This is a genomic window from Telluria sp. ZB4P36 (genome assembly GCF_059685865.1).
In genome coordinates, this window is the sequence record NZ_JCASIE010000015.1 from 37,270 (window position 1) to 63,314 (window position 26,045).

24 protein-coding genes are annotated in these 26,045 nt (G+C 66.9%); 6 read left to right on the plus strand and 18 right to left on the minus strand.

The genetic code is table 11. The features are described 5' to 3' along the window. From cobA to AC56LK_RS18380, 6 genes are read right to left on the minus strand one after another with little or no spacing between them, the layout of a single operon-like run. Positions 1-717 (minus strand): uroporphyrinogen-III C-methyltransferase, encoded by a 717-nt coding sequence (cobA, locus tag AC56LK_RS18355; RefSeq protein WP_497185924.1) that lies wholly within the window; start codon positions 715-717, stop codon positions 1-3. A gap of 13 nt (positions 718-730) precedes the next feature. Beyond that, positions 731-2,065 carry a sulfate adenylyltransferase subunit 1 gene (locus AC56LK_RS18360; RefSeq protein ID WP_497185925.1) on the minus strand — a complete coding sequence of 445 codons (1,335 nt, stop codon included), beginning with the start codon at positions 2,063-2,065 and terminating at the stop codon, positions 731-733. Next, positions 2,065-3,003: a sulfate adenylyltransferase subunit CysD gene (cysD, locus tag AC56LK_RS18365; protein WP_497185926.1), complete on the minus strand. Its 939-nt coding sequence runs from the start codon at positions 3,001-3,003 to the stop codon at positions 2,065-2,067. Before cysD ends, AC56LK_RS18360 begins: the two co-directional genes overlap by 1 nt. 35 nt (positions 3,004-3,038) lie before the next feature. Then, the gene (locus AC56LK_RS18370) at positions 3,039-3,755 is read right to left on the minus strand and encodes a phosphoadenylyl-sulfate reductase (RefSeq protein ID WP_497185927.1); all 717 of its coding nucleotides are present in this window, start codon (positions 3,753-3,755) and stop codon (positions 3,039-3,041) included. 10 nt (positions 3,756-3,765) lie between these two features. After that, on the minus strand, positions 3,766-4,323 hold the full coding sequence (locus AC56LK_RS18375; protein WP_497185928.1) for a DUF934 domain-containing protein: 558 nt from the start codon (positions 4,321-4,323) through the stop codon (positions 3,766-3,768). After that, the gene (locus tag AC56LK_RS18380) at positions 4,316-6,004 is read right to left on the minus strand and encodes a nitrite/sulfite reductase (RefSeq protein ID WP_497185999.1); all 1,689 of its coding nucleotides are present in this window, start codon (positions 6,002-6,004) and stop codon (positions 4,316-4,318) included. The genes AC56LK_RS18375 and AC56LK_RS18380 overlap by 8 nt, the downstream gene beginning before the upstream one ends. 179 nt (positions 6,005-6,183) lie before the next feature. Between AC56LK_RS18380 and AC56LK_RS18385 the strand changes: the two genes are divergently transcribed. From AC56LK_RS18385 to AC56LK_RS18400, 4 genes are all read left to right on the plus strand, one after another. Continuing rightward, a complete protein-coding gene (locus AC56LK_RS18385; RefSeq protein ID WP_497185929.1) occupies positions 6,184-7,122 on the plus strand; it encodes a CysB family HTH-type transcriptional regulator in 939 nt (312 codons plus the stop codon). 14 nt (positions 7,123-7,136) lie between these two features. Next, the gene (locus tag AC56LK_RS18390) at positions 7,137-7,796 is read left to right on the plus strand and encodes a class I SAM-dependent methyltransferase (RefSeq protein WP_497185930.1); all 660 of its coding nucleotides are present in this window, start codon (positions 7,137-7,139) and stop codon (positions 7,794-7,796) included. A 190-nt stretch (positions 7,797-7,986) separates the two neighbouring features. Then, the gene (locus AC56LK_RS18395) at positions 7,987-8,352 is read left to right on the plus strand and encodes a hypothetical protein (protein ID WP_497185931.1); all 366 of its coding nucleotides are present in this window, start codon (positions 7,987-7,989) and stop codon (positions 8,350-8,352) included. A gap of 90 nt (positions 8,353-8,442) precedes the next feature. Continuing rightward, the gene (locus AC56LK_RS18400) at positions 8,443-8,709 is read left to right on the plus strand and encodes a hypothetical protein (RefSeq protein WP_497185932.1); all 267 of its coding nucleotides are present in this window, start codon (positions 8,443-8,445) and stop codon (positions 8,707-8,709) included. A gap of 41 nt (positions 8,710-8,750) precedes the next feature. Here the strand turns inward: AC56LK_RS18400 and AC56LK_RS18405 are convergent, their stop codons facing one another. Beyond that, positions 8,751-10,238 carry an alanine/glycine:cation symporter family protein gene (locus tag AC56LK_RS18405; protein WP_497185933.1) on the minus strand — a complete coding sequence of 496 codons (1,488 nt, stop codon included), beginning with the start codon at positions 10,236-10,238 and terminating at the stop codon, positions 8,751-8,753. A 209-nt stretch (positions 10,239-10,447) separates the two neighbouring features. Beyond that, on the minus strand, positions 10,448-10,864 hold the full coding sequence (locus AC56LK_RS18410; RefSeq protein ID WP_497185934.1) for a DUF2141 domain-containing protein: 417 nt from the start codon (positions 10,862-10,864) through the stop codon (positions 10,448-10,450). 107 nt (positions 10,865-10,971) lie between these two features. Here AC56LK_RS18410 and AC56LK_RS18415 point away from each other — a divergent pair, with 107 nt between their 5' ends. Beyond that, complete coding sequence (locus AC56LK_RS18415) at positions 10,972-11,499, plus strand: sterol desaturase family protein (RefSeq protein WP_497185935.1); 528 nt, start codon at positions 10,972-10,974, stop codon at positions 11,497-11,499. Here the strand turns inward: AC56LK_RS18415 and crtB are convergent. The 9 genes from crtB to AC56LK_RS18460 all read right to left on the minus strand — a co-directional run bounded on the left by crtB (position 11,402) and on the right by AC56LK_RS18460 (position 22,333). Beyond that, entirely contained in the window at positions 11,402-12,376 is a 975-nt protein-coding gene (gene crtB / locus AC56LK_RS18420) for a 15-cis-phytoene synthase CrtB (RefSeq protein ID WP_497185936.1), read from the minus strand. The two genes, AC56LK_RS18415 and crtB, sit on opposite strands and share 98 nt — an antisense overlap. Continuing rightward, entirely contained in the window at positions 12,373-13,902 is a 1,530-nt protein-coding gene (locus AC56LK_RS18425) for a phytoene desaturase (protein ID WP_497185937.1), read from the minus strand. The genes crtB and AC56LK_RS18425 overlap by 4 nt, the downstream gene beginning before the upstream one ends. Continuing rightward, on the minus strand, positions 13,899-15,080 hold the full coding sequence (gene crtY / locus AC56LK_RS18430; RefSeq protein WP_497185938.1) for a lycopene beta-cyclase CrtY: 1,182 nt from the start codon (positions 15,078-15,080) through the stop codon (positions 13,899-13,901). Before crtY ends, AC56LK_RS18425 begins: the two co-directional genes overlap by 4 nt. 4 nt (positions 15,081-15,084) lie before the next feature. Beyond that, on the minus strand, positions 15,085-16,398 hold the full coding sequence (locus tag AC56LK_RS18435) for a glycosyltransferase (RefSeq protein WP_497185939.1): 1,314 nt from the start codon (positions 16,396-16,398) through the stop codon (positions 15,085-15,087). Between the two features lie 17 nt (positions 16,399-16,415). Further along, positions 16,416-17,429 (minus strand): polyprenyl synthetase family protein, encoded by a 1,014-nt coding sequence (locus AC56LK_RS18440; protein WP_497185940.1) that lies wholly within the window; start codon positions 17,427-17,429, stop codon positions 16,416-16,418. A gap of 303 nt (positions 17,430-17,732) precedes the next feature. Beyond that, the gene (locus AC56LK_RS18445) at positions 17,733-18,746 is read right to left on the minus strand and encodes a porin (protein WP_497185941.1); all 1,014 of its coding nucleotides are present in this window, start codon (positions 18,744-18,746) and stop codon (positions 17,733-17,735) included. Positions 18,747-18,877: 131 nt separating this feature from the next. Beyond that, positions 18,878-20,074 carry a PAS domain-containing sensor histidine kinase gene (locus tag AC56LK_RS18450; RefSeq protein WP_497185942.1) on the minus strand — a complete coding sequence of 399 codons (1,197 nt, stop codon included), beginning with the start codon at positions 20,072-20,074 and terminating at the stop codon, positions 18,878-18,880. Positions 20,075-20,222: 148 nt separating this feature from the next. Further along, positions 20,223-20,990: a LytR/AlgR family response regulator transcription factor gene (locus AC56LK_RS18455; protein WP_497185943.1), complete on the minus strand. Its 768-nt coding sequence runs from the start codon at positions 20,988-20,990 to the stop codon at positions 20,223-20,225. A 68-nt stretch (positions 20,991-21,058) separates the two neighbouring features. Then, entirely contained in the window at positions 21,059-22,333 is a 1,275-nt protein-coding gene (locus tag AC56LK_RS18460; protein WP_497185944.1) for a sensor histidine kinase, read from the minus strand. Positions 22,334-22,614: 281 nt separating this feature from the next. Between AC56LK_RS18460 and AC56LK_RS18465 the strand changes: the two genes are divergently transcribed. Next, a complete protein-coding gene (locus AC56LK_RS18465; RefSeq protein WP_497185945.1) occupies positions 22,615-23,553 on the plus strand; it encodes an exopolyphosphatase in 939 nt (312 codons plus the stop codon). A 21-nt stretch (positions 23,554-23,574) separates the two neighbouring features. Here the strand turns inward: AC56LK_RS18465 and AC56LK_RS18470 are convergent, their stop codons facing one another. Then, the gene (locus tag AC56LK_RS18470; protein ID WP_497185946.1) at positions 23,575-25,944 is read right to left on the minus strand and encodes an EAL domain-containing protein; all 2,370 of its coding nucleotides are present in this window, start codon (positions 25,942-25,944) and stop codon (positions 23,575-23,577) included. Between the last annotated feature and the right edge of the window lie 101 nt (positions 25,945-26,045).

Sequence of the window (26,045 nt, forward strand, 5' to 3'; positions counted from 1 at the left end):
TCAGGTCTGGTGCTCGCGTTTCGCGAGCGCCTCGCCCAGCATCACCAGCACCGGCCCATGCCCCGGCTCCAGGCCGCGCGCCAGGTCCGATAAAGTCAGCCGCAGGATGCGCTCGTCGGCGCGGCTGCAGTTCTCCACCACCACCACCGGCAAGTCCGGCCGCCGTCCTTCCGCCAGCAGGCGCTCGGCGGTGGCCGCCGCTTCGCGTCCGCCCATGTACTGGACCAGGGTGTCGGTCTCGGGCAGGGCAGGGTGGTCGGGCTGGTCGGGCGCGGTGCTCGAGGTGAAGAAGGCGACGCTGCGCGCCACGCCGCGCTTGGTCAGCGGCTGTTTGGTCGATGCCGCCGCCGCCACCGCGGTGGTGATGCCGGGGACGACTTCGACGTCGATGCCCGCCGCTTCCAGCGTACGCAACTCTTCGTCGGCGCGGCCGAACAGCATCGGGTCGCCGCCCTTCAGGCGGACGATGCGCTGGAACTTGCCGGCGCATTCGACCAGCTGCTGGTTGATCAGGGTTTGCGCCGTGGAGCGCTGGCCCGAGCGCTTGCCGACGGGGATCAGCTCGGCCTGGCGGCACAGGTCCAGCATCTCGGGGGTGACGAGGGCGTCGTAGAGCACGACGTCGGCCTGCGCCAGCAGGCGCGCGCCGCGTACGGTGATGAGATCGGCGGCACCGGGGCCGGCTCCTACCAGATAGACTTTGCCCAGTGCCCCCATGCTTCGTTTTCCCTTATTGGTGTTGATCCAGACGGATCATACCTGCCGCGACGGTCTGGTGGGTGACTTCGTCGATCAGGATGAAGGCCCCAGTGGCGCGGTTGTCGGCGTAGGCGTCGGCCGCCAGCGGCTGCTGGACGGTGAGCTGCACGCTGGCGATGTCGTTCAGCTTCAGGCCGTCGGCCAGGTCGCCTGCCTTGCGCTGCTGGGTGTTGACGTCGAGGATGCTGTCCACCTGCTTGATCTTGGCAGCGGTCTGGCGGGTGCCATGCTTGATCCAGTACTTGCGGCGCGCATCCAGCGGTTCGTCCGACATCCAGCACACGTCCGCCACCACCTGCTTCAGCTGGGTGGCCGGCTGCTCGCTGCTTGCCAGCAGGTCGCCGCGCGAAATGTCGAGGTATTCGTTCAGCAGCAGGGTGACCGACTGGCCGGCCACGGCCGATTGCAGCGAACCGTCGAAGGTCACGATGTCCTTGACGGTGGCGGTCTGGCCCGAAGGCTGGACGACGAGCTTGTCCCCAACGGAGACCTTGCCCGACTCGATGCGGCCCATGTAGCCGCGGAAGTCATTGGCTTCGTGGCCGTTGTGGCGCGCCACCAGCTGCACCGGGAAGCGGAAGGGTGCGGCGTGCGATTCATCGTAGACCGACAGGCCTTCGAGCAGCTCGATCAGGGTCGGGCCGGCGTACCACGGCATCTTTTCCGACGCATCCACCACGTTGTCGCCGGCCAGGGCCGACAGCGGGATCGCGGTGACGTCCTTCAGGCCCAGCGATTGCGCGAATTCACCGTAGGCGGCGACGATGCGGTCGTACACGGCCTGGTCGTAGTTCACCAGGTCCATCTTGTTGACGGCCACGATCACGTGTTCGATCTGCAGCAGCTTGGCGATGGTCGAGTGGCGCTTGGTCTGCACCAGCAGCTCCACGCTGCCGTCGTCGCCCAGTTTTACCTTCGAGACGTCCACCAGGATGATCACGGCGTCGGCGGTCGAGGCGCCGGTCACCATGTTGCGGGTGTACTGCTCGTGGCCCGGGGTGTCGGCGATGATGAACTTGCGCTTCGGCGTGGCGAAGTAGCGGTAGGCCACGTCGATGGTAATGCCCTGTTCGCGCTCGGCTTCCAGGCCGTCGGTCAGCAGCGACAGGTCGATGGTGTCGCCCACGGTGCGCTTGTGCTTCGAGCGCGAGACGGCGGCCAGCTGGTCGGCGAAGATGCCCTTGCTGTCGTACAGCAGGCGGCCGATCAGGGTGCTCTTGCCGTCGTCGACGGAACCCGCGGTGATGAAGCGCAGCATACCGCTCTGGTGGAGGTTATCAAAGGGGGTGTCAATGCGGGCATTCATCAGAAATATCCTTGCTTCTTGCGTTTTTCCATCGAGGCTTCGGAGGTCTGGTCGTCCATCCGGGTCGCGCCGCGCTCGGTCACTTCGGTGACGGCCGTCTCGGCGATGATGTTCTCCACGGTGCTGGCGTTGGATGCCACCGGGCAGGTGCAGGAGATGTCGCCCACGGTGCGGAAGCGCACGGTGCGGGTCTCGACCGTCTCGCCTTCACGGGCCGGGGTCAGGGGTGTCAGCGGCACCAGCAGGCCGTTGCGCGGGATCACCTGGCGCTCGTGCGCGAAGTAGATCGGGGGCAAGGCCAGCTTCTCGCGGGCGATGTACTGCCACACGTCCAGCTCGGTCCAGTTCGAGATCGGGAACACGCGCATGTTCTCGCCCGGGTGGACGCGGGTGTTATACAGGTCCCACAGCTCCGGGCGCTGGGCCTTCGGATCCCACTGGCCGAATTCGTCGCGGAAGGAGAAGATGCGTTCCTTGGCGCGCGCCTTTTCCTCGTCGCGGCGGGCGCCGCCGATGCAGGCGTCGAAGCCGTGTTCGGCGATGGTTTCCAGCAGGGTCACGGCCTGGGCGGCGTTGCGCGAGTCGGTCGCCGGGTTACGCAGGCGCACGGTGCCGCGCTTGATCGAATCCTCGACCGAGCCGACGATCAGGCGCTCGCCCAGTTCCGCCACGCGCGCATCGCGGAAGGCGATCACTTCTGCGAAGTTGTGGCCGGTGTCGATGTGCACCAGCGGGAACGGGAATTTACCCGGACGGAAGGCTTTTTCGGCCAGGCGCAGCAGCACGACCGAATCCTTCCCGCCCGAGAACAGCAGGGCGGGGTTGCTGCATTCGGCCGCCACTTCGCGCAGGATGTGGATGGCCTCGGATTCGAGGGCGTCGAGGTGGCGCGCGTTCACGTCGGTGAGTACGCCCGGATTGTCGAATACTGTCGTCATGTTGGTTTGCCTGTTGTTGGCTGCGTATTGGCTGCTTACGCGGCCACGGATTTGATGCGAATGAGTTTGCCGTCGACCACGTGCAGGCCGCATTCCTTCGACTCGGGGTTTTCCCACCACCAGCGCCCGGCGCGCACGTCCTCGCCCGGCTGGATCGCGCGGGTGCAGGGTTCGCAGCCGATCGAGGGATAGCCGCGGTCGTGCAGGGCGTTGTAGGGCACCTTGTTGGCGCGCAGGTAGTCCCACACGTTCTCTTCCGACCAGTCGGCCAGCGGGTTGAACTTCTGCAGGCCGTGGGCGGCGTCGTCTTCCTGGACCGCCAGTTCGGCGCGGGTGGTGGATTGCGCGCGGCGCTGGCCGGTGATCCAGGCCTTGTTGCCGCTGAGCGCGCGGCCCAGCGGCTCGACCTTGCGCACGCGGCAGCATTCCTTGCGCATCTCGACGCTGTCGTAGAAGGCGTTCAGGCCGTTCTGCGCCACGTAGGCCTCGACCGCCTCGGGCTGCGGGCGGAACAGGGCGATCTCGTAGCCATAGGTCTCGCGCACGCGCTTCAGCATGTCCAGGGTCTCGGCGTGCAGGCGGCCGGTCTCGAGCGAGAAGATCCCGATCGGCAGTTGTGCTTTCAGGATCAGGTCGGTCAGGACCATGTCCTCGGCCGCCAGGCTCGATGCAAACACCGCGGGCGAGTACTCGCGGGCGATGCGTGCCAGGATGGCCTGGGTTTCCTCGACGCGGTGGTGCAGGTCGCTCATGGTGCTTCCTTTAGATGCCCGCGCCGACGTCCGTCAGTTCGGGCGGCGTGCCGCGCGGCGCGCGGCGGAACAACGGCAGCGGCTGGTCGACCGAGGCCTGGTAGGTTTCCGAGAACACGGTCAAGCCCTTGAGCGCGTCGTGGATGCTGCGGTCCTGGCGGGTGGCGAAGGCATCGAAGCCGACGCGCGACAGGGGCCACAGCTGGTCGCGCAGCACGTCGCCGATGGCGCGCAGCTCGCCGGTGTAGCCGAGGCGCTTGCGCAGGTTGAAGGCGGTCGAGTAGCCGCGGCCGTCCGAGAACTTGGGGAAGTCCACGGCGATCACGCCGAAGCGATGCAGGTCGTCCTTGATGCTTGCCGCCTGTTCGTCCGGCGCGAGCCAGACGCCGATCTCGGCGCGGCCGGACAGCGCCGCGCGCTGCGCCTGCCATACGGTCAGCGGCACGATGATCTTGCCTTCCGGGACTTCGACGGTTTCCGCAGCCTGACCCTCGTCGAGACGCAGGACCGCCCAGTCGTCTTCGACCACTTCGCGGTGCTTGATGATCTGCTTGTGCGAATTAAGCATAGTGGTCTTCTCCAACCAGTTCGCCCGCCGCGATCGGCGTGGCATACACGTATTCCTTGAACGGCGCGACACCCAGGCGCTGGGCGGTGTCGACGAAGCGTTCGCCCTCGAAGCGCTCGCGCACGTAGACCTCGAGCAGGCGGCCGACCACTTCCGGCATCTGCTGCGCCGAGAAAGAGGGCCCGATGATCTTGCCGATCGCCGAGTTGTTGCCCTGCGAGCCGCCGATCGACACCTGGTACCACTCGCTGCCGTCCTTGTCGACGCCGAGGATGCCGATCGCACCCACGTGGTGGTGGCCGCAGGCGTTGATGCAGCCCGAGATGTTCAGTTCGATGTCGCCGATGTCGTGCTGGAAGTCGAGGTTGTCGAAGCGTTCCGCGATGGCGGCCGCGATCGGGATCGACTTGGCGTTCGCCAGCGAGCAGAAATCGCCGCCCGGGCAAGCGATGATGTCGGTCAGCAGGCCGATGTTCGGCGTCGCCAGGCCCTTGGCTTTCACCAGCTGCCACAGTTCGAACAGTTTCGACTGCTCGACGTCGGCCAGCACCAGGTTCTGTTCGTGGGTCACGCGCAGTTCACCGAAGCTGTACTTGTCGGCCAGGTCGGCCACGAAGTCCATCTGCTCGGCAGTCGCATCGCCCGGCGGCACGCCGGTCTTCTTGAGCGACAGCACCACGGCGGCATAGCCCGCCACCTTGTGCGGCTTGACGTTGCGGTTGAGCCAGTTGGCGAAGGCGCGGTTGTCCGGATGCCGGGCAGCCGGATCGCTATCGTCCAGCTGGGCATAGCCGTGCGGCTGGAACCACTGGGCGACGCGGTCGAATTCTTCCCGGGTCAGGGTTTCCGGACCATCCTTCAGGTCGGCCCATTCGGCTTCGACCTGGCGCGTGAACTCCTCGACGCCGAGGGCCTTCAGCAGGATCTTGATGCGGGCCTTGTACTTGTTGTCGCGGCGGCCGTATTGGTTGTACACGCGCATCACGGCTTCGGTATAGGTCAGCAGGTGCTGCCACGGCAGGAAGTCGCGGATCACCGAGCCCAGGATCGGGGTACGGCCCATGCCGCCGCCGGCCATGAACTTGAAGCCGACTTCGCCCGCGTCATTCTTGACCAGGGTCAGGCCGATGTCGTGGATGGCGATGGCGGCGCGGTCTTCGACGGCGCCATTGATCGCCACCTTGAACTTGCGCGGCAGGGCGATGAACTCGGGGTGGAAGGTGCTCCACTGGCGCAGGATCTCGGCGAAAGGGCGCGGATCGATGATCTCGTCGGCGGCCACGCCGGCGAATTCGTCGGTGGTGATGTTGCGGATGCAATTGCCCGAGGTCTGGATGGCGTGCATCTCGACCGAGGCCAGGTCTTCCAGGATGCTCGGCGTTTGCTCCAGCTCAATCCAGTTGTACTGGATGTTCTGGCGGGTGGTGAAATGGCCGTAACCACGGTCGTACTTACGGGCAATATGAGCGAACATGCGCATCTGGGCCGAGGACAGCAGGCCATAGGGCACGGCGACGCGCAGCATGTAGGCGTGGCGCTGCATGTATAGGCCGTTCTGCAGGCGCAGCGGCAGGAATTCTTCTTCGGTCAGCTCACCGTTCAGGCGGCGCTCCACCTGGCTGCGGTACTGCGCGATGCGTTCGCGCACGATGAGATGGTCGTAGTGGTCGTAGCGGTACATGGTCTCGTCCGGTGTGGATGGACCCATTGCTACACTGTCCACCCGTTAAATGGTTGGCCAAGTCTAGGGGGTGGCGCTTATATTCCAAACTACGGAGAATTCATTTGCTTATATGCGTAACTTGAATAAGCATCTTAAAATGTCGTCTGCTGACACAATCATAAGAACCGAATCACTACATGAATCTTCACCAGCTGCGCTTCGTGCGCGAAGCCGTCCGCCAGAACTACAACCTGACCGATGCGGCCAAGGCCCTGTTCACCTCCCAGCCCGGGGTCTCGAAAGCCATCATCGAACTCGAGGAAGAGCTCGGCGTCGACATCTTCACCCGCCATGGCAAGCGCATCCGCGGGCTCACCGAGCCGGGCCGCCTGGTGCTGCAGTCGGTCGAGCTGATCATGCAGGAGATCGACAGCCTCAAGCGCATCGGCAAGGAATACGCGGCCCATGACAGCGGCAGCTTCACCATTGCCACCACCCACACCCAGGCGCGCTACATGCTGCCGAAGGTGGTGCAGGCCTTCATGCAGAAGTACCCCAAGGTGCGCTTGTCTTTATTGCAAGGGAATCCGAAGCAGATCGCCGACATGGTCAAGAACGATCAGGCCGACCTGGCCATCGCCACCGAGTCGATTGCCGCCATCGACGGCCTGATCACACTGCCGTGCTACCAGTGGGAACACGTGCTGGTCGTGCCGCCCGAGCACCCGCTGCTGCGCTCCAAAGCCGTGTCGCTGGAGGAAATCGCGTCCTATCCGGTCATCACCTACGATGCGGCATTCGCCGGCCGCAGCAAGATCGACCATGCCTTCGGCTTGCGCAGCCTGAAGCCGGACGTGCTGCTGGAAGCGATCGATGCCGACGTCATCAAGACCTATGTCGAGCTGGGCATGGGCGTGGGCATCATTGCCGGCATGGCCTTCGATCCGGAGCGCGACCGCAACCTGCGCGCGATTCCCGTGGGCCAGCTGTTCGGCATGAACATCTCGCGCGTGGCGGTCAAGCAGGGCGCCTACCTGCGCAGCTACATTTATACCTTCATCGAATTGCTCGCCCCGACGCTCAACCGCAAAATGGTCGAGTCCGCCATGCGCGGCGGCGAGAACTACGAACTGTAATATAAGGAAATACCATGAGTACCAATCCAGTCGCGGACTTCTACACGGCCATCGCGGACCACTACGACGCCCAGTTCCACGACGAAACCGACGAAGACCGCCAGGACGACCTCGACGACGTGGCCGAGCAGGTCGCGGACCTGATGCGCGGGCACACCGTGCTCGAGTTGGGCTGCGGCACCGGCTACTTCACCGACGTGATCGCCGAGACGGCCCAGTCCGTGCTGGCGACCGACATCAGCGAAGCCATGCTGAACGTGGCGCGCGAGCATGGCGAAGGGCTGGAAAACGTCGAGTACCGCGTGGTCGATGCGCTGAACCTGCCCACGGATCTGGGGAAATTCACCGCGGTGTTCGCCGGTTTCCTGTGGTCGCACTTCAAAAAGGAGCAGCAGGACGCCTTCCTGGCCGGCCTGCGTGCCCGCATCGGCAAGGATGCGCTGCTGGTGCTGATCGACGACGAGTACGTCGAAGGCGCCAGCCCGACGGTCGCGCGCACCGACGCCCAAGGCAATACCTGGGCCCAGTTCGTGGACGCGGACGGCAATCGCCACGAGCTGCCCAAGAACTATCCGACCGACAGCGCGCTGCGCAAGCGCCTGGGGACGGCGGTGCGCGAGATCAAGATCGGGCGCTGGGACAGCTGCTGGGCGCTGACCTGCCGCCTGAAGTGAGACTCACGAGTGCGGCGAATGCCACGAGTACGAACCACACCACGCGCATCGCACGTCGTTATGAAGAGGAATTTGCCCGCGCAATGGAGACGGCTGCGCTGAAGCGGAGCAACAACGCGATCCGGACTCACAGGCCACCGCACATGTGCTAGCGCGCGGCATCGACACCCGGCGCTTCAGCGAAGCGAAGATGTTTGTCGCGGACCGGCCACATCTCGGCCATCGGAAGATTCCCGCCGTGGTCGACACGCTCGGTCAGGGCTTCAGCGGACGCAGCCTGTACGAATACGACAGCGGCACGAACGTGCTGACGCGCCGTGCAGCACCGCCGCCCGCCGGCAGGGAACTGCTGATGGTAGTCGGTGCGGGCTGCGGTTTCTCGCGCAATGCACTCGCCGCGCTGCGCAGCAATCCGGTGTTGCTGGCGCGCTTGGGTGAGGCGAACCTGAAGCTGCTCACATCGCCGCGTACACCCCCGAGTTTTTCCTGCTCAAGGACGGCAAGCTGGCTGGACACGCGGCCGGCTGCCCGGAAGGCGGCAATGCCGCTGCGCTGACGGCCATGTTCGAGGCGGCGCGCTGAACGAATTCCGGGTGGCGGTCCTATTCACGAGTAGAATCCAGCTTCGACAACATAGAGGCATGCGATGAAAAAGACCGACCTGGCAAAAAGCGATGCAAAGAAACTGATGAACCAGATGGGGGCGCAAGGAGCCGCCTTCGGTGCGGCAGGCAAGGCGGCCGCGCCCGACCGCCGCGAACAGCGCGAACGTGATCGCGCCTTGGGACTGGTGCCGTTTGCCGTCAAACTGAACGGCGACCTGGTGCAGCAGCTGCAGACGCTGAGCAAGGAGAAGGGCGTTGAGCTGAACCAGCTGGTCGCCGAGTTGCTGCAGAAAGGCCTGTCCGCCTGACCCGGGCTGCGGCCGCACCAAGCGGCCGCAGCCCGGCAGGCTTAGCCGACGATTTCCGTAGCGACCGTGTCGCCCGCCTTCGGCTGTTTCTTCGCGAGGGCCACGCGCTGCTCCCAGAAGTGCGCGTTCTTGATGCCCAGCGCCACCGGATCGAAGTCCGGATCCTTGCCCAGCTTCTTCTGCGCCTCGTAGTCGCGCAGGCACTTGAAGGCGGTGTCGCGCATCAGGAGGATGGCGATCAGGTTCAGCCAGGCCATCAGGCCCACGCCCAGGTCGCCCAGCGCCCAGGCCACGTCGGCGGTCTTGACGGCGCCGTAGATGGTCGAGGCGATCATGCCCAGCTTCAGCACCAGGGTCAGCCACGGACGGTTGGTGGTGCGGTTGAGGTAGGCGATGTTGGTTTCGGCGATGTAGTAATAGGCGACGATGGTAGTGCCCGCAAAGAACAGCAGGGCGATGGCGACGAACAGCGAGCCGAAGCCCGGCATGATGTTTTCCAGCGCAGTCTGGACATAGCCCGGACCCGAGGCCACGCCCTGCACGCCGACGAACATCGGCGAACCGTCCGGGGCCTGCACGTTGTACTGGCCGGTGATCAGGAGCATGAAGGCGGTGGCCGAGCACACGAACAGGGTGTCGATGTAGACCGAGAAGCCCTGCACCAGGCCCTGCTTGGCCGGGTGGCTCACTTCAGCGGCCGAGGAAGCGTGCGGGCCGGTGCCCTGGCCGGCTTCGTTCGAGTACACGCCGCGCTTGACGCCCCACTGGATCGCCAGGCCGAGGATGGCGCCGAAGCCGGCGTCCAGGCCGAAGGCCGAGCTGAAGATCAGCTTCAGCACGCCCGGCAGCTGATCGATGTTGATCGCCACGATGAAGCAGGCCACCAGGATGTAGCCGATCGCCATGAAAGGCACCACGAATTCGGCGAAGGTCGCAATGCGCTTGACGCCGCCGAAGATGATGAAGGCCAGCACCAGGGCCAGGCCGATGCCGGTGTACATGGTGTCGACGCCGGTCGCGGTATGCAGGCTTTCGGCGATCGAATTGGCCTGCACGCCCGGCAGCAGCAGGCCGGTGGCGAGGATGGTGACGACCGCGAACAGCACCGCGTACCACTTCACGCCCAGGCCCTTCTCGATGTAGAAGGCGGGGCCGCCGCGGAACTGCTTGTTGATCGTTTCCTTGTAGACCTGGCCGAGGGTGGATTCGACGAAGGCCGAGCTGGCGCCCAGGAAGGCCATCATCCACATCCAGAACACGGCGCCGGGGCCGCCGAAGGTGATGGCGGTGGCGACGCCGGCGATGTTGCCGGTGCCGACACGGCCGGCCAGGGTCATGGCCAGGGCCTGGAAGGACGAGACGCCCTGCTCGGAGCTCTTGCCGTCCCACATCAGGCGAACCATTTCGCCGACGTGGCGCACCTGCAGGAAGCGCGACCGGATGGAGAAATACAGGCCGGCGCCCAGGCACAGGCCAATTAAGGCCAGGCTCCAGACGTATTCGTTAATGGCATTGACCAACTCGTTCATTTACTCGTTCCCCTAGCAAGCCAGCGCAGGCATCGCATCCTGCGTCCGTGTTATCGATCATGGCCGGAAACGCCGCCCGGCCACGCGTCAGACCACAAAGATACCCGAAGAATTATCTGATTCCTATCGTTATTTTTTAGCGGGAGCAAGCTTGCTCCCGGAGCGTGCACACCGGCGCCCCGGCGCACCGCGGATGGGCGTTTTTTGCCTCAGTGGAGCCGGATCGGGGCAAGGGTCGTGCCCTCACGGACCTCGATGGCGGCGTCGTCGAAGCCGGGCGGCCCGAAGCGGCCGGCGGCATCGCGGCTGAAGCCGTAATTCTCCTTCGGGATGCCGATGAAGTTGCGGTCGAGCTCGCTGTTTTCGTTCTCGTCCTGGTAGGCCAGCACGGCCCAGGTGCCGGCCGGAATGTTCTTGAGGATGACCACGGTCTCGCCGGCCAGGGCCGGCACCGAGGCGCTGTAGGCGCACTGCTTGAGGAAGCGTTCGCGGTCGCACACGGCGACATTGACCTGGCCCTTGCCGCCGGCGACGTTCGACACGCGCACTTCGATCGTCGCGGCCGGGGCAGGGCTTGCCGCCAGCAGGAAGGTGCAGGAGAGCAGGGCGGAAGCCAGCTTAGGCATGAATGTCCTTTCAAAGTGAATTGTTGTACCGCCGGTGAACCGCTCCGGATGGCGTGCGCGCCCGCGCGTGTGATAGGCTCGCCGTATCCCCTTATCCGGTTCGCGCCATGCTGCTCAACGCCTTCATCGTCGTGCTCACCGTCATCCTGATGGAAGTGTTTTCCATCGTCGCGCACAAGTACGTGATGCACGGCTTCGGCTGGGGATGGCACCGCTCGCACCATGAGCCACGCACGGGCTGGTTCGAGAAGAACGACCTGTACGCCGTGGTCTTCGCGGGCGTGGCGATTGCCCTGATCTGGTTCGGCACCCGCGGCGCCTGGCCGCTGCAATGGATCGGCGCCGGCATGACGGCCTACGGTTTCCTGTACTTCGTCGCCCACGACGGCCTGGTGCACCAGCGCTGGCCCTTCCGCACCACGCCGCGCAGCGGCTACCTGAAGCGCCTGTACCAGGCCCACCGCATGCACCATGCGGTGGAAGGCAGGGACGGCGCGGTCTCCTTCGGTTTCCTGTATGCGCCGCCGGTGGCCAGCCTCAAGCAACGCTTGCATGCGCTGCACGGGGGAGCTCCGCCGAAGCGCCCGGACGCTGCCACAGCGCCGCCGGACGGGCGCCGGGATCACGCGCACTGAAGCGCGAGGCCAGGGCGTTCCCGGCGCCTTTCGCCAGCAGCCACAACTTGGTCGCCTTGCTGGTGCCGGCGCGCTCGTCCCAGGCGCGCGGTCCGCGCCGCTTCACTTCGATGCCGATCTGGCGGTAGACATTGCGCGCGCTGGCGATCGCCCAGGCCGAGCGCAGGGGCAGGGCGGCAATCCCCGCGCGCGCCGAGTCGTAATAGGGCTCGGCATGGTCCACCAAGCGCGCCGCCAGCCCGGCAAGTGCCACACGGTGGCGCGGCTCGGCCAACTCGCGCGGCGGGATGCCGGCTTCGCGCAGCCACTGCGCCGGCAGGTAGCAGCGGCCCATGCGGGCGTCCTCGACGATGTCGCGCGCGATGTTGGTGAGCTGGAAGGCCAGTCCCAAGTCGCAGGCGCGGTCCAGCACGCGCGGATCGCGGACGCCCATGATCGAGGCCATCATCAGCCCGACCACCCCGGCCACGTGGTAGCAGTAGCGCAGCAGGTCCTCGATCCTCTCGTAGCGGGCGCCGTCGACGTCCATGGCGAAGCCGGCCAGGTGGTCGAGCGCGAAGCGCGGCTCGATGCGGTGGCGCAGGGCCACCTCCTGGAAAGCGGCGAAGGCCGGTTCGTGCATCGCTTCGCCGGCATAGGCACGGCGGGTTTGCGCCTCGAGCAGCGCCAGCGCGCCGGCCGCATCGTGCGTCGCGGGCGTGGCGAGGTTGAAGCCGAGCGCCTGGCCGTCGACCACGTCGTCGCAATGGCGGCACCAGGCATACAGCATCAGCACGCTGCGCCGCGTCGCCGGATCGAACAGGCGGGCCGCCGCGGCAAAACTCTTCGACCCGACCTCGATACTGTGGGTGGCATGGTCCATCAAGGCTTCGCTCATGCCCGCACCGCCTCCCCGGCCATACCGGGCGTCCATGCCTGTGCCAGGTCGGCGATCATCAGGCCGGCGGTCGCCTTGGCCGATCCGATCACGCCCGGCACGCCGGCGCCGGGGTGGGTGCCGGCGCCCACCAGGTAGAGGTTGGACAGCGCGCCGTCGCGGTTGTGCGGGCGGAACCAGGCGCTCTGGGTCAGGATCGGTTCGAGCGAGAAGGCCGAGCCGAGGTGGGCGTTGAGCTGGTCGCGGAAGTCGACCGGGGTGAAGAAGCTGCTGGTGACCAGCTGGCTGCGCAGGCCCGGCATGTAGCGCTGCTCGAGGTAGTCGAGAATGCGGTCGCGGTAGCGCGGGCCCTCGGACGCCCAGTCGATCGGCGCATTGCCCAGGTGCGGCACCGGCGCCAGCACGTAGTGACTGCCGCAGCCGGGCGGCGCCAGCGAGGGGTCGGTCACGCAGGGCGCGTGCAGGTAGAGCGAGAAGTCCTCGGCCAGCGCCTGGCCCTGGAAGATGTCCTTGATCAGCGCGCGGTAGCGCGGGCCGAAGCAGACCGTGTGGTGCTGCAGCTGATCGTGATGCCGGTCGAGGCCAAAGTAGAGCACGAACAGCGAATTGCTGAAGCGCTTCTTGCGCAGCGCCTCGGCCTGGGCCGCGCCGCGCGGGTGCTGGCCGAGCAGCTTGTCGTAGGTGTGGACCACGTCGGCATTCGAGGCCACCGCGTCGGCCGGGAACAGGCGCCCGTCCTCGGTCCGCACGCCGCTGACGCGGCTGCCTTCGGCCTCGATGCGCGCCACCGGGGCGTTCAGTTCGATGCGGCCGCCGATGTCCTGGAACAGGCGCACCATGGCGCGCACCAGGGCGCCGGTGCCGCCGCGCGGGAACCACACGCCCCATCGGCGTTCCAGGGCGTGGATCAGGGTGTAGATCGAACTGGTGGCGAAGGGATTGCCGCCCACAAGTAGCGAATGGAAGGAAAAGGCCTGGCGCAGCTGCTCGTCCTGGATGAAGCGGGACACCAGGCCGTAGACGCTGCGCCAGGCCTGCAGCCGCGCCAGCTGCGGGCCGGCCGCGATCATGTCGCGGAAGGATAGGAAAGGCACGGCGCCCAGCTTCAGGTAGCCCTCGTCGAACACCGCCTTCGAATAGGCCAGGAAGCGCCGGTAGCCCTCGACGTCGGCCGGGTTGCGCGCGTGGATCTGGCGGTCGAGCGCCTCCTGGTCGTTGGCATAGTCGAAGTGGCTGCCGTCTTCCCAGCACAGGCGGTAGAAGGGCGCGACCGGCAGCAGCTCGACGTAGTCGGCCATCCGCTTGCCCGCCAGCGTGAACAGCTCCTCGAGGCAGGAAGGGTCGGTGATGACGGTCGGTCCGGCGTCGAACACGAAGCCCTGGTCTTCGTAGACATAGGCACGGCCGCCCGGCTTGTCGCGCTTTTCCAGCAGGGTGACCTGGGTACCGCTGGCCTGCAGCCGGATCGCGAGCGCCAGGCCGCCGAAACCGGCGCCGATCACCACGGCCTTCTTTTGTTCGTTCATGCTGGTTTCCTGATCTGGTCGGGGTGGATCTTGCATGCCGCCGCCAGGGCTTGCGCCACCGGCACCGGCGGTTTGCCGCTGAGCAGACGCGCCTTGTCGCCCAGGTGCGGGCGGCCGGCATAGAAGCGCGCGATCAAGGGCGCCGGCAGGCGGTAGAAGCGCTGCATCACGCGCCAGCGCTGTTCCGGGCGGCCGGCGAGGAAGAGCATGCGGTTGAGCAGCCGGAAGAAACGCTGGCCCTGCCATTCGCGCCGCGCTTCTTCGCGGATGGCCGCGAACAGTGCCGGGGCGCCCAGGTCATCCATGGCCGCGATGTGGTCGGCCAGCCGCACCGCATGCGGCAGCGAGTAGCCGGTGGTCGGGTGGAACAGGCCGGCGCGCAGGCCGCTGCTGGGCTGTCCCTCCAGGTCGGCCCAGAAGGCGTCGAAGTCGCCGGCGAGCACGATCGGCAGCGAGCCCTGTTCCTCGCGCACCACGTCGCGTATCTGCCAGCCGCGCGCATCCACGTAGTCCGCGATGTTGGCGCGCAGCCGTTCCGGCTGCCAGGCCGCGCTGTCGACGTAGTGGGTGTCCTCGACCAGCACGCGGTCCGGTCCGAAAGGCAGCAGGTAGACGAAACGGTAGCCGCCCTGCTGTTCGACGGTGGCGTCCATGATGACCGGGCAGCGCAAGCCGTGCGGCGCGGCCAGGCGCAGTTCCTGGCCGAGGAAGGTCTGGTAGCCGAGCGAAAGCCGCTCGCTCGCGCGCATGCCGCGCCCGTCGACGACGGCGCGGGCGTGGATGGTGTCGCCGTCCGCCAGCGCTACCTGGGTCGGCGTGACGGATGCGATCCGTGCCCGCGTCGACAGCGCGGGGCCGAGCGCCGCCTCGATCACGCGCGCGAAGTCGCTGGACGCGATGCTGGCGTAGCCGCCTTCCAGCGTGCGCGCCAGCTCGGGAAAGGTGACCTCGTAGCGCGGCCAGCGGTGTGAGACCAGGGGCGCGATCCAGGCCCGTTGGCCCGGGCTCAGGTCGGTATCGTGGAAGGACCAGGTGTGGTTGCCGCCGATGTGCTCGTCCGCCTCGAGCAGCAGGATGCGCAGCTCCGGGCGCAGGCTGCGCAGGCGCCAGGCCAGCAGGCCGTTGGCCAGGCCGCCGCCGGCCAGCACCAGGTCGTAGAGGGGAGCGGAAGAAGACACGGGCCTATCCAAGGGCGGCTGCGCCGATGCTCGCCGGTCCCGGCCGGCGCCGCAGCCGCAGCGCATCCTCGATGATGTCGGCCGCGCGCAGCGTGCCGCCGGCAGAGATCACGCTGTCGGACAGCGCTTCCAGGCGGTCCGCGAATGCGCCTTCGCCGAGCAGGCGTTGCAGCAGGGACTTCAGCTGGGCGCTGCCGGCAAACCGCGCAGAAGCCTTCAGGCCGACGCCGGCGTGCACGACGCGCGCCGCGGTCCCGGGCTGGTCGAAAGCGATCGGCAGCGCCAGGATCGGCGTGCGCGCGGCGATCGCGTCCATGACCGTGTTCGACCCGGCGTGCGAGACCACCGCGTCGGCGCGTGCCAGGACCGCCTGCTGGTTGGCGAAGTCACAGACCCAGGTAGCGCCGGCGCGCTCGAGGACGCGTTCCTGGCGGGCATCCAGTCCGCCGCAGTGCGCGACCAGCAGCTGCACGTCGAGCGCGCGGCAGGCTTGCGCGATGCGCTTGAACAGCGCCAGGCGTCCGCCCTGCATGGTGCCCAGCGAGGCGAACACGAAGGGCCGGCCGGCCGCGATGGCGGGCATGCCGTGCCGTAGCGCCCCGCCGGCGCGCTTGCCGGTGGGACGCAGCGGCCCCACGTGGTGGAAGTGCGGCGGCAGCGCGCGGCGCGGAAAGTCGAAGGCGGCCACGGTCTGGCTGACCTGGGCCAGCGGCGACAGGCATTCGTGCAGCCCGTCGCGCGCGGCCAGGCCGAGGCGGCGCGCATTGGCCGCGATGCTGCGCCGGTGCGGCGCCATCATCCAGTCATAGACGCGGGTGCTGCCTTCGTAGATCTTGCGGGCGCGCTCGCCGTCGGCGTAGTCGAAGGGCATGACGGGCAGCGGGATGCCGGGCTCGCGGTTCACCGGCAGCGCGCAGGCGACCGAGGCGAAGGGCAGGCCGAGGCCTTCCGCCACCAGCCCGCCGGCGGCCTCCATCTGGTCGGCGATGACGGCGTCGATCCCGAGGGTATCGACGGCGCGCGGCAGTTCGCGGCACAGCATGTCGGTGCCGGCGGCCATGTCGAGGATGACGCGGCGCAGCCCGAACGGGCCGCCCGGATTGGCGGCGCGCCGCAGCGCGGCCGCGAGGGACCCGGGCGGATGGGTGCCGGCGCCGACCGTGTGGAAGCCGATGCGCGGGTCGTTCAGGTAGGCGGCGGCGTCCGGGCGGTGGATGAAGCTGACGCGGTGGCCGCGTTCCACCAGTTCGCCGGCGAGAGCGGCGAGGGCGCTGAAATGGCTGTAGAACGCAGGTGCGACGACCCCGAAGTGCGCCATGTGATGCGTCCCCGCGCTCAGTTCACCAGCGCTTCGCGGCTGCGTGCGGCCTCGACCGGAATGCGCAGGCGCGCGCGGCCCTGCGCGAACAGGCCGCCCACGAAGCGGCGGGTAGCGGCCGTGGCGCCGAGCGCATCGTCCAGGTGCTCCTGCGCATCGTGCAGGTGGCGCGCCAGCCTGCGCTGCGCCTCCTCGACGCCGAGCGAGGCAAGCAGGGTGGCCTTGCCGAGGTCCTTGCCGGTGTCCTTGCCGCTCGCGCTGCCGGTGAGCGCGATGTCTTCTCCCGGCAGGTCGAGGAAGTCGTCGCGGATCTGGAAGGCGTGGCCGGCCGCCAGCGCGAAGGCGCGCAGCGAGGCCGCCACGCGCTCGTCGGCCTGGGCGACGATGGCGGCCATGTCGACCGCGACGCCGAGCAGCACGCCGGTCTTGAGTTCGTTGGTGGTGGCGATGGCGTCGAGCGTGCGTGCGCCGCCATGCAGGTCCTGGAACTGGCCGCGCGCCAGGCCCTGGCTGCCGACCGTGTCGCTCAGGCGCGCCACCAGGCGGGCGCGCGTCACCGGCGGAATGTCGGCGGCGCTCGCCAGCACGCCGAAGGCGCGGCTCAGCAGCGCTACCGAGGCCAATATGGCGAGGTCTTCGCCATACTGGACGTGGATGGCCGGCTTGCCGCGCCGCAGCCGGGCATTGTCCATGCAGGGCATGTCGTCCAGGATCAGCGAGGCCGCATGCACCATCTCGACCGCGCAGGCGACGTCGGCCAGGGCCGGCGAGGTGCAGCCGAGGTCGCGCGCCACCAGCATCACCAGCAGCGGACGCATGCGCTTGCCCGCGCTGAGCGCACCGGCGCGCATGGCGGCGCCCAGCAGGTCGGCCTGGTCGCCGGACCCGGTCAGCAGCTGGGCCATGCGGTCCTCGATGGCCTCGCGCAGGGCGTCCACCCCCCGCGTGTGAAGTTGGTCGTCCTGTTCCGGGGCGAAACCATTGATGGCCCCCTGCAGGTTTCCATCGAGCCGCCGTGCCGCTGTCGTCATGCGCTACCCCTTCGAGCCGAAAGCCGGAAACAATAATTGTCAGATTTGCCGATGATCATACCGGAAGCAATGTTGTGCAATCGTTCATTTTCAATCGTGCGCACCGCTCTTGTGGTGCATGCGTGACGCAGCCTGCGGACTGCCGCAAGACTGTGACAAGCGTATTAAACGTGAAAATTCGGCCACATTCGCTTGGGAGCCGAAGGAGAGCGGGTCAAGCGCGGGACGGGGGCGTAAACAGAAAATGCCGGCAGGGCCGGCATTGGATGGGGCACGCGGCTTGCGCCGCGCCGCAGGGGATGCTTAGAACGAGTGACGCACGCCGACGTTGAACACGCGCGGATCGGCGCCCAGCGCGGTGGCCGGCGGGGCGATGGCCACCGACGACGAGCTGATGCCGAACACGCCGCGGCCGTTGTTGCGCAGCTGGGCGTAGGTCGTGTAGATGTTGGTGCGCTTCGACAGCGCGTAGGTGTAGGCCAGCGACACGGTATTGCCCTTGGCGCCATTCTCGGTTTTCTGTTGCTGGAAGTTCAGGAAGAACTTGTTCGGGCCGGTGGTGAAGGCGGCGCCGAGGTTGGCGTTCTTGTACTCGTTGTTGGCGCCGGTCTGGTCGGCCACCAGGTAGTTACCCTTGATTTCGAAGGCGCCGAAGGTGTAGCCCGCGCCGAAGGCGAGTTCCTTGTCGTCGCCGGTCGCCAGGCGCTCGATCACGTGGTAGCCGGCGCCGAGGTACAGGCCGCCGGTCTTGTATTCCAGCGACACGCCCATCAGGTCGCCAGACGGCTCGACGGCGCGTTCGCCGGTCGAGTAGGCAGCGTTGACGGTGAAGCCGCTCATCGCGTTGCTCTTGTAGTTGACCGAGTTGGCCAGGCGGCGGGTCAGGCGGTTGGTGGCGAAGGCCGACAGGTTGCTGCCGTACAGGCCTTGGCCCAGGACGTCGGTGGCGGCGGCCACGGCGGCGATCGGGCTGTATTCGCGGCCGACGGTCAGGGTGCCGAAGTCGCCTTGCAGGCCGACCACGGCGCGGCGGCCGAACAGGTTCGAGTCGGCAGCGCCGGTGTCGAGGGCGACGCCGGCTTCGATGTTGAACAGCGCTTTCAAGCCGTTGCCCAGGTCTTCGGTACCGCGGAAGCCGATACGGCTGCTGGACTGGTTACCCGAGTTGACCACGGTGCGGCTGTCTTCACCCGGTGCGTCGGTGTCTTCCACGCCGATCGATGCGTCCATCACGCCATAGACGGTGACGTTGGTCTGGGCGTGAGCGAACAGTGGCAGGGAAGACAGCAGCGCGGCTGCCAGGTACTTGAACTTCATGAAGAGCTCCTTTGGTTTTGGACAGGATGTCGAGTTCTTGATAACTCAGAACGAGGCGGATATTACCTACGGAATATTTCCGCTTAGTGACATCCTGATATGCCATCCTGCCAATCCAAAGGTGCGCGCCTTCAACCCGTGGTTTCCTCCCCGATGATGCGGCCCGCCAGCGGCAGCACGATGTCGATGCGGGTGCCGGCCTCGGCATCGCTGCTGATGGTGATCTCGCCGTCCATGGCCCAGACCCGCTCGCGCATGCCGACCAGGCCCAGCGATTCCTTCTTTTCCATGTCTTCGGCGCGGATGCCGCGGCCGTCGTCGCGGATCGTCAGCAGCAACTCGCCGTCGGTGCGGTCGAGGTTGAGCACGACGCGCGTGGCGCCCGCATGGCGCGCGATATTGGTAAGCGCCTCCTGCACGATGCGGAACACGGCGGTGCTGGCGGTATCGTCGAGGCGCAGTTCGGCCTCGTCGGCCAGCAGGGCGCAGACGATGCCGTGACGTTCGACGAATTCGTCGCGCAAGCCCTGCAGGGCGAAATACAGCCCGCCTTCGTCGAGCGCGCGCGGGCGCAGGTTGGTGGCGATGCGGCGCAGCGAGGCGATCGCCATCAGGAGGTTGCTTTCCATCCCTTCGATCAGGCGCTGGCTCGGTTCGGGCAGCTGGTTGTTCCCCTGCAGCAGGGTCAGGTCCATGCGCAATGAGGCCAGCAGCTGGCCGAGGTCGTCGTGCAGCTCGCGTGCGATGTGGGTGCGCTCTTCTTCGCGGATGGTCTGCAGTGCCGAGGACAGCTGGCGCAGCTGGTCGTGCGAGCGCGCCAGCCTCTGCTGCACCAGGTGGCGTTCGGAGACGTCGCGCAGGATCACGGTGCAGACCTCGTGCCCGTCGTGTTCGATGGTGGAGATCGAGCCTTCGATCGGGAACAGCTGGCCGTTGCCGCGGATGCCGGTGACGGCGTAGTCGGTGGCGCGCCGTCCGGCGCGCCCGCCGCCGGCGGGAAAGTAGTCGTAGGGTGTGCAGGCATTGCGCAGCGGTGTCTGGATGAAGCGCGCCAGCGAGCTGCCCTGCATGGCGGTGACGCTGCTGGCGAACATGTGGGCCGCGGCCGGGTTGGCGAACAGGATGACGGCGTGCTCGTCGATCGACAGGATGGCATCGCTGGCGCTGTTGACGATGCGCCGACCGTCGAAGGCGCGCGCAGGGCGGTGCACGCCACGCGCCCGGCGCAGCGCGGCGGCGGCGTGGCCGGCACAGTAGCCGCCCAGGAAGGAGAACACGAGAACCGCCGTGTCCTGACCGTGCCGGCGGAAGCGTCGCTGTGGTGTCATGCGGGAGCTGCGAATGAAGGCCCGTGGGGGCCGGGAGCTCTACATTACGGCGTGGGGGAGGGGCGGGGCTTGATGCGAGACAAAAGGGGCGGAGGGCGGAGGGGCGGAGGGCCGGAGGGGCGGTATCGGCGCCCCCCCCGGACGCCAATCACATCTGCTTGAACAGATGCAAGAAACTCCTGCTCACCTCGAGCTTCTCCGGCCGCCCCTTGACCAGCACCAGGTGGCGCCCGCGGATGTCGCGCGTCACGCCCTCGATGGCGTTGACGTTGACCAGGGTCGCGCGGTGGATCTGCCAGAACAGCGAAGGGTCGAGCTCGTCGGCCAGGTCGCGCACCGGCTTGCGGATCAGGGCTTCGAAGCTGGCGGTCTGCACGCAGGTGTATTTTTCGTCGGAACGGAAGAACAGGATGTCTTCCACCGGGATCATGCGCAGGTCCTGGCCGATGCTGGCCTGGATCCACTGCAGGTGCCGCGGTTTCGGCGCGGCGATCTTCTCGGCCAGCTGCGACAGCATCGCCTGCACGCTGTCGTTGACGTTGGCGCGTTCGGCCGGGCGCTCCAGGCGCGTCTTGAGGCGGTCCACCGTGAGCTTGAGGCGCTCCGGCTCGGTCGGCTTGAGCACGTAGTCGATCGCGCCGCGCTCGAAGGCTTCCACCGCGTACTGGTCGTAGGCGGTGACGAACACGATCTGGCTGCGGTCGCCGATGTCGCGCGCCGCTTCCATGCCGGTCTTGCCCGGCATGCGGATGTCGAGGAAGGTCAGGTCGGGCTTGAGCTGGTCCACCAGTTCCACGGCTTCCTCGCCGTTCTTGGCTTCCCCGATGATTTCCAGTTCAGGCCAGGCCTCGGACAGGCGCAGGCGCAGCTGGTCGCGCATCAGTCTTTCGTCGTCGGCAATGATCGCAGTAGGCATGGTCGTCTCTAACTGTAAGGATTTAATAATTATTCAATGAAACGGCGCGGCGGGCAAGTCATGGCGGGTTACTTCGACACTTGGTAAGGCACCTCGATCATGGCGATCACGCCGCTCGGGCTGTTGGCCGCGATGTGCAACTGGCCGGCCTCGCCGTGCAGCAGCTTGAGGCGGTCGCGGATGGTCTGCAGGCCGAGGCCGGTGCCGTCGCTCGGCACCACGCCGAAGCCGACGCCGTCGTCGGTGACGGTGACGACCAGCTTGCTGTGGATCACCTCGGCCTGGATCTTCAGGGTGCCGCCTTCCGGCTTGCACTCGAGGCCGTGCTTGATCGCGTTCTCGACCATCGACTGCAGCATCATCGGCGGGAAGGCGGCGCTGCGCAGTTCGTCCGGCACCTGCATCACCACCGTCAGGCGTTCTTCCATGCGCATCTTGAGCAGGGCCAGGTAGGCCGTGACCATGTCCACCTCGCGTCCGAGACCGGTGACGACGGCGTTGTCGCGCATCTGCGGCAGCACCGCGCGCAGGTACTGGATCAGGCTGCGCTGCATGGCCGAGGCGCGCGGCGGATCGACCTGGATCAGGTGCTCGACCGAGGCCAGGGTATTGAACAGGAAGTGCGGCTCGACCTGGGCCTGCATCATCTGCATCTTGGTTTCCGACAGCTGGCGCTGCATGGCCTCGCGCTCGGCGGCCGCGTTGGCCACCTGGGATTGCGCTTCGGCGCGCTTCTTGCCGCCGACCAGGGCCTTGGTGCCGAACAGGGCCAGCACGAACAGCAGCACGAAGTTCATGAACCAGGTCGAGGCCTGCTTGTGGTAACGCGACACCTTCTGCTCCGCCGCGTCTTCCACCGCCGCATCGATCGCGTTCGACAGTTCCTCGCTGATCTGCGGCGGCAGTTCGATATGGACCGATTCGCCTGCCGCCGGGGCGGGTGGGGCAGGCGGGACAGGGGTGGCATTCGGCGCCGGGGCGGCCGGCGGATCCGGCGGCACCGGCAGCTCGGATGCACCGGGCGGGGCGACAGGTGCATCCGGCGGCGTGACGCCGTTGCGCGCGCGGCTGCGCGGGTGGAAGCGGATGCCGCTCTCGTCGATCAGGATGGCGGCGTCGCTGCCGCGCTTGGCATCGCGCTCGGCGCGCGAGACGTATTCTTCGCCGGGACCGGAGAACAGCTCTTCCTGCAGGATCGCGCCGGCCGTGAGGGTCAGGATCGCAAACAGGAAAAACTTCCACCACGACAGCTGGGTGACCCAGGTCGCCACGGCGTCGAAGCCGCGGTACAACCACGACAGGGCGCTCGAAAAATAGTGCGGGCTTGTCTTCCTTGCTTGCATGTTGATTCTTCGCTTTCAGTGCAAGCTGCGAGTGTACCGCGTCGCCGCTGGCGCGTGCCGGAAATACAACATTTCCGGCAACTACAACTGTTGGGATGATGCAACTTTACTCCTCGCCTTCCCATGCAGCCAGTGCTGTGCGACAGCCTGCACAATCCGGGGAATGGATGGCGTCCAGCCCAGCCAGGATGCGCCACCGCAAAGGCTGACAACCAGAAACATTGCAAGGTATGATCTTTAGCGCCCCTGTCCCGCGTCCCGACTCCTGAAAGGAAGTGCCGATGTCAGCCGACCAGCAAAAATTCCGACTCGTAACCCGCAGCGACTTCGACGGCCTGGTGTGCGCAGTGCTGCTGAAGCACCTCAACCTGATCGACGACATCCTGTTTGTGCACCCGAAGGATATGCAGGACGGCAAGATCGCGATCAGCGCGCGCGACATCACGACCAACCTGCCGTATGTGGCGGCGGCGCACCTGGCCTTCGACCACCATCTGTCGGAGACCATCCGCAATACGGGCAGGCGCGAGAACCATGTCATCCATCCCGAGGCGCCATCGGCGGCGCGGGTGGTGTACGACCACTACGGCGGCGCCGCGACCTTCCCGGCCGCCTGGAACGACATGATGGCGGCGGTCGACAAGGGCGACGCGGCGCGCTTCTCGCGTGACGAAGTGTTGCTCCCGCAGGGCTGGAACCTGTTGAACTTCCTGATGGACGCACGCACCGGCCTGGGCCGCTTCCACGAGTTCCGGATCTCGAACTACCAGCTGATGATGGCCCTCATCGACTATTGCGCGAAGCATTCGATCGAACAGATCATGGAACTGCCCGACGTGCGCGAGCGCACCACGCTGTACTTCGAGCATAGCGAGCGCTGCAAGGAGCAGATCCGCCGCTGCGCCCGGGTCCACCGCAACCTGGTGGTGCTCGACCTGCGCCAGGAAGAGGTGATCTATGCCGGCAACCGCTTCGTCATCTACGCGCTGTTCCCCGAGACCAACATCTCGATCCACGTGCTGTGGGGCGTGAAGCAGCAGAACACCGTGTTCGCCACCGGCAAGTCGATCCTGAACCGGAGCTCGCCTACCAACATCGGCGCCCTGATGCTGGAATACGGTGGGGGCGGGCATGAGAATGCCGGTACCTGCCAGGTGGACAATGAGATGGCAGAAGACGTGCTCGGGGCCTTGATCAACCGTATCAACAAGGACGGTTGACAGCGCGGAGCGCTGCAACGGTCATGCGTGGTAGCGCTGGTCCAGCATCTGGCGCACCGCATCCGGCATCAGCGGTTCGCTGAACCATTGCCCCTGTAGCTGGTCGCAGCCATGCGAGCGCAGGAATTCCACCTGCGCCTCGGTCTCGACCGCTTCGCCGACCACCGCGAATTCGAGGTTGTGGCCGATGTCGATCAGGGTCTTGGCCAGCAGGCTGCCATTGCCTTCGACGGCGATGTCGTGCACCGCCGCTTTCGACAGCTTCACCTGGCGCACCGACAGCTGGCGCAGGAAGGACAGGTCGGAAATCCCCTTGCCGAACTCGTCGAGTGAGAGCGCCACGCCGACCTCGCGCAACTGGGCCGACAGGTCGCGCCCGAGGGCTGGATTGCGGATCAGGTCGGCCTCGGGAATCTCGATCTCCAGGCTGCCCGGCGGCAGCCCGTAGCGCTCCATGCGCGCGGCCAGGCCCGGGATGAAGCCGTGCTGGCTGTACTCGCGGTGCGAGACGTTGACCGACACCGGCAGGCCGGTGTAGCCGAGCTGGCGCAGCTCCTGCAGGAAGGCGCAGGCCTGGTCCAGCACCCAGTTGCCGATTTCGATCATCTTGCCGGATTCCTCGGCCTCGGACAGGAAGGTGGCCGGCAGCATGATGCCGTTCTTCGGATGGCGCCAGCGCAGCAGCGCCTCGAAGCCGCGAACCTTGCCGCTGCGCGCGTCCATGCGCGGCTGGAACAGCAGGAACAGCTCGTCGTGCTCCAGGGCACTGCGGATGCTGTCGGCCAGCGCGGCGCGCTTCTCGCTGGCCGTGCGCATCTCGGGCGAGAAGAAATGGACGCCGCCGCCATTGCCCTTGACGTGGTACATCGCCAGGTCGGCCGCGCGCATCAGTTCGGCGGGCGTGGTGCCGTCGTTCGGGAACACCGCCACCCCCATGCTGGCGCCGACCGGGATCTCGTTGCCGCCGAAGGCCACCGGCATGGTCATTGCGCGCTGCAGGCGCTCGGCCATGCGCAAGGTGAAGCGCACCGAGGGCTGGTCGACCAGCACCAGCACGAATTCGTCGCCCGACATGCGCGCCACCGTGTCGCTCTCGCGCACCGCCGCCTGCAGGCGCCGCGCCACCACCTTGAGCACCACGTCGCCCGCCTCGTGGCCGAAGGTGTCGTTGATGGTCTTGAAGTTGTCGAGGTCGATCAGCACCACCGCCACCATCGAGCCATGGCGCTGCGCCAGGTGCACCGCGTGCTCGAGGCGGTCCCACATCAGGGTGCGGTTGGCGGCGCCGGTGAGGGCGTCGTGGTTGATCTCGTGCTCGAGGTGCTCGCTGCGCTGCTTGATGGCGGTCACGTCCTGCAGGATGCCGATGAAATGGGTCACTTCGCCGTAGTCGTCGCGCACCGGCGTGATGTTCAGGTCGTTCCAGAAGATCTCGCCGTTCTTGCGCATGTTGCGGAACACCACGTTCACCGGGCGCCGCTCGGCCAGGGCCAGGCGCACCTGGCTGCGCTCGTGGGCATCGAAATTGGGCGCCGCCATGAAGCGCGAATCGCGCCCGATGGCCTCGGTGGCCGGGTAGCCCGAGATGTGCTCGAAGGCCGGGTTGACGTATTCGATGATGTTGTCGCGCCCGCAACAGCGGGTGATCACGATGCCGTTGCTGGCCGCATGCAGCGCCCGTTCGCTCAGGAGCAGCTGGCGTTCCTTCTCGCGCCGCTTGGTGATGTTGATGCCCATGCCGAACAGGTAGCGGTCGCCGTTGCAGGCCACCAGGGCGCCGTCGACCATCATCGGGGTCTCGCGCCCGCTGCGCGAGACGTAGTTGATCTCCATCGAGACCTCGGCGCCTTCGTCGAACACGCGGCGGAAGTTTTCGACGGCCAGCTTGCGGTCGCGCGGCTCGAACATCTCCATGACCTGGGCCGCGGCGAGCTCGTCCGGCGTCATTTCGGTGAGACGCTCGAGGTTATGGTTCCAGAGGACGAAACGGCCGGCGCGGTTAATGGCGTAGAAGGTGCCGGGAAGCAGGTCGACCACCTCGGACAGCGGCGTCGCGCCGACGCGCTGGGTTTCGGACGGGGACTCGGAAGGCGCCAGCGTGACGCTGGCGCTCCAGCCCTGCGGCTCGCCGCCCGCGTTGTATTGGCGGAGCAGGGAGATGGTAGCCTTGCCTTCGGCGCCGCCGGCAAAGCGGAACCGGACGCGCCCGCCGCCCGCCGAGGCCAGCGCGGGCCAGCTTGCCTCGCCGGCCAGCAGGCTGGTGAGCTCGCGTCCGGGCGCGCCCTCGGACGTCCAGCCGAACAGCGCGGCACAGGCCGGATTCCAGGTCGCGACCTTGCCCTCGTCATCGGTCAGGAAGCACACCTGCGCGGACGGTTCGATGCTCGACATGCCGGAACCCTTCGTGAAAAGCGCTCGTTTGCGGAATCAGCTTACACGGCTTCGCGGGGAGGGGGCGCAATGCAAACAAGCCACGGCGGAGCGTGGCTGGT

What these genes read in the sequence shown, in the direction of transcription:
- cobA (WP_497185924.1), bottom strand. Translation starts at nt 717, where the DNA reads ATGGGGGCACTGGGCAAAGTCTATCTGGTAGGAGCCGGCCCCGGTGCC.
- AC56LK_RS18360 (WP_497185925.1), bottom strand. Translation starts at nt 2,065, where the DNA reads ATGAATGCCCGCATTGACACCCCCTTTGATAACCTCCACCAGAGCGGT.
- cysD (WP_497185926.1), bottom strand. Translation starts at nt 3,003, where the DNA reads ATGACGACAGTATTCGACAATCCGGGCGTACTCACCGACGTGAACGCG.
- AC56LK_RS18370 (WP_497185927.1), bottom strand. Translation starts at nt 3,755, where the DNA reads ATGAGCGACCTGCACCACCGCGTCGAGGAAACCCAGGCCATCCTGGCA.
- AC56LK_RS18375 (WP_497185928.1), bottom strand. Translation starts at nt 4,323, where the DNA reads ATGCTTAATTCGCACAAGCAGATCATCAAGCACCGCGAAGTGGTCGAA.
- AC56LK_RS18380 (WP_497185999.1), bottom strand. Translation starts at nt 6,004, where the DNA reads ATGTACCGCTACGACCACTACGACCATCTCATCGTGCGCGAACGCATC.
- AC56LK_RS18385 (WP_497185929.1), top strand. Translation starts at nt 6,184, where the DNA reads ATGAATCTTCACCAGCTGCGCTTCGTGCGCGAAGCCGTCCGCCAGAAC.
- AC56LK_RS18390 (WP_497185930.1), top strand. Translation starts at nt 7,137, where the DNA reads ATGAGTACCAATCCAGTCGCGGACTTCTACACGGCCATCGCGGACCAC.
- AC56LK_RS18395 (WP_497185931.1), top strand. Translation starts at nt 7,987, where the DNA reads ATGTTTGTCGCGGACCGGCCACATCTCGGCCATCGGAAGATTCCCGCC.
- AC56LK_RS18400 (WP_497185932.1), top strand. Translation starts at nt 8,443, where the DNA reads ATGAAAAAGACCGACCTGGCAAAAAGCGATGCAAAGAAACTGATGAAC.
- AC56LK_RS18405 (WP_497185933.1), bottom strand. Translation starts at nt 10,238, where the DNA reads ATGAACGAGTTGGTCAATGCCATTAACGAATACGTCTGGAGCCTGGCC.
- AC56LK_RS18410 (WP_497185934.1), bottom strand. Translation starts at nt 10,864, where the DNA reads ATGCCTAAGCTGGCTTCCGCCCTGCTCTCCTGCACCTTCCTGCTGGCG.
- AC56LK_RS18415 (WP_497185935.1), top strand. Translation starts at nt 10,972, where the DNA reads ATGCTGCTCAACGCCTTCATCGTCGTGCTCACCGTCATCCTGATGGAA.
- crtB (WP_497185936.1), bottom strand. Translation starts at nt 12,376, where the DNA reads ATGAGCGAAGCCTTGATGGACCATGCCACCCACAGTATCGAGGTCGGG.
- AC56LK_RS18425 (WP_497185937.1), bottom strand. Translation starts at nt 13,902, where the DNA reads ATGAACGAACAAAAGAAGGCCGTGGTGATCGGCGCCGGTTTCGGCGGC.
- AC56LK_RS18435 (WP_497185939.1), bottom strand. Translation starts at nt 16,398, where the DNA reads ATGGCGCACTTCGGGGTCGTCGCACCTGCGTTCTACAGCCATTTCAGC.
- AC56LK_RS18440 (WP_497185940.1), bottom strand. Translation starts at nt 17,429, where the DNA reads ATGACGACAGCGGCACGGCGGCTCGATGGAAACCTGCAGGGGGCCATC.
- AC56LK_RS18445 (WP_497185941.1), bottom strand. Translation starts at nt 18,746, where the DNA reads ATGAAGTTCAAGTACCTGGCAGCCGCGCTGCTGTCTTCCCTGCCACTG.
- AC56LK_RS18450 (WP_497185942.1), bottom strand. Translation starts at nt 20,074, where the DNA reads ATGACACCACAGCGACGCTTCCGCCGGCACGGTCAGGACACGGCGGTT.
- AC56LK_RS18455 (WP_497185943.1), bottom strand. Translation starts at nt 20,990, where the DNA reads ATGCCTACTGCGATCATTGCCGACGACGAAAGACTGATGCGCGACCAG.
- AC56LK_RS18460 (WP_497185944.1), bottom strand. Translation starts at nt 22,333, where the DNA reads ATGCAAGCAAGGAAGACAAGCCCGCACTATTTTTCGAGCGCCCTGTCG.
- AC56LK_RS18465 (WP_497185945.1), top strand. Translation starts at nt 22,615, where the DNA reads ATGTCAGCCGACCAGCAAAAATTCCGACTCGTAACCCGCAGCGACTTC.
- AC56LK_RS18470 (WP_497185946.1), bottom strand. Translation starts at nt 25,944, where the DNA reads ATGTCGAGCATCGAACCGTCCGCGCAGGTGTGCTTCCTGACCGATGAC.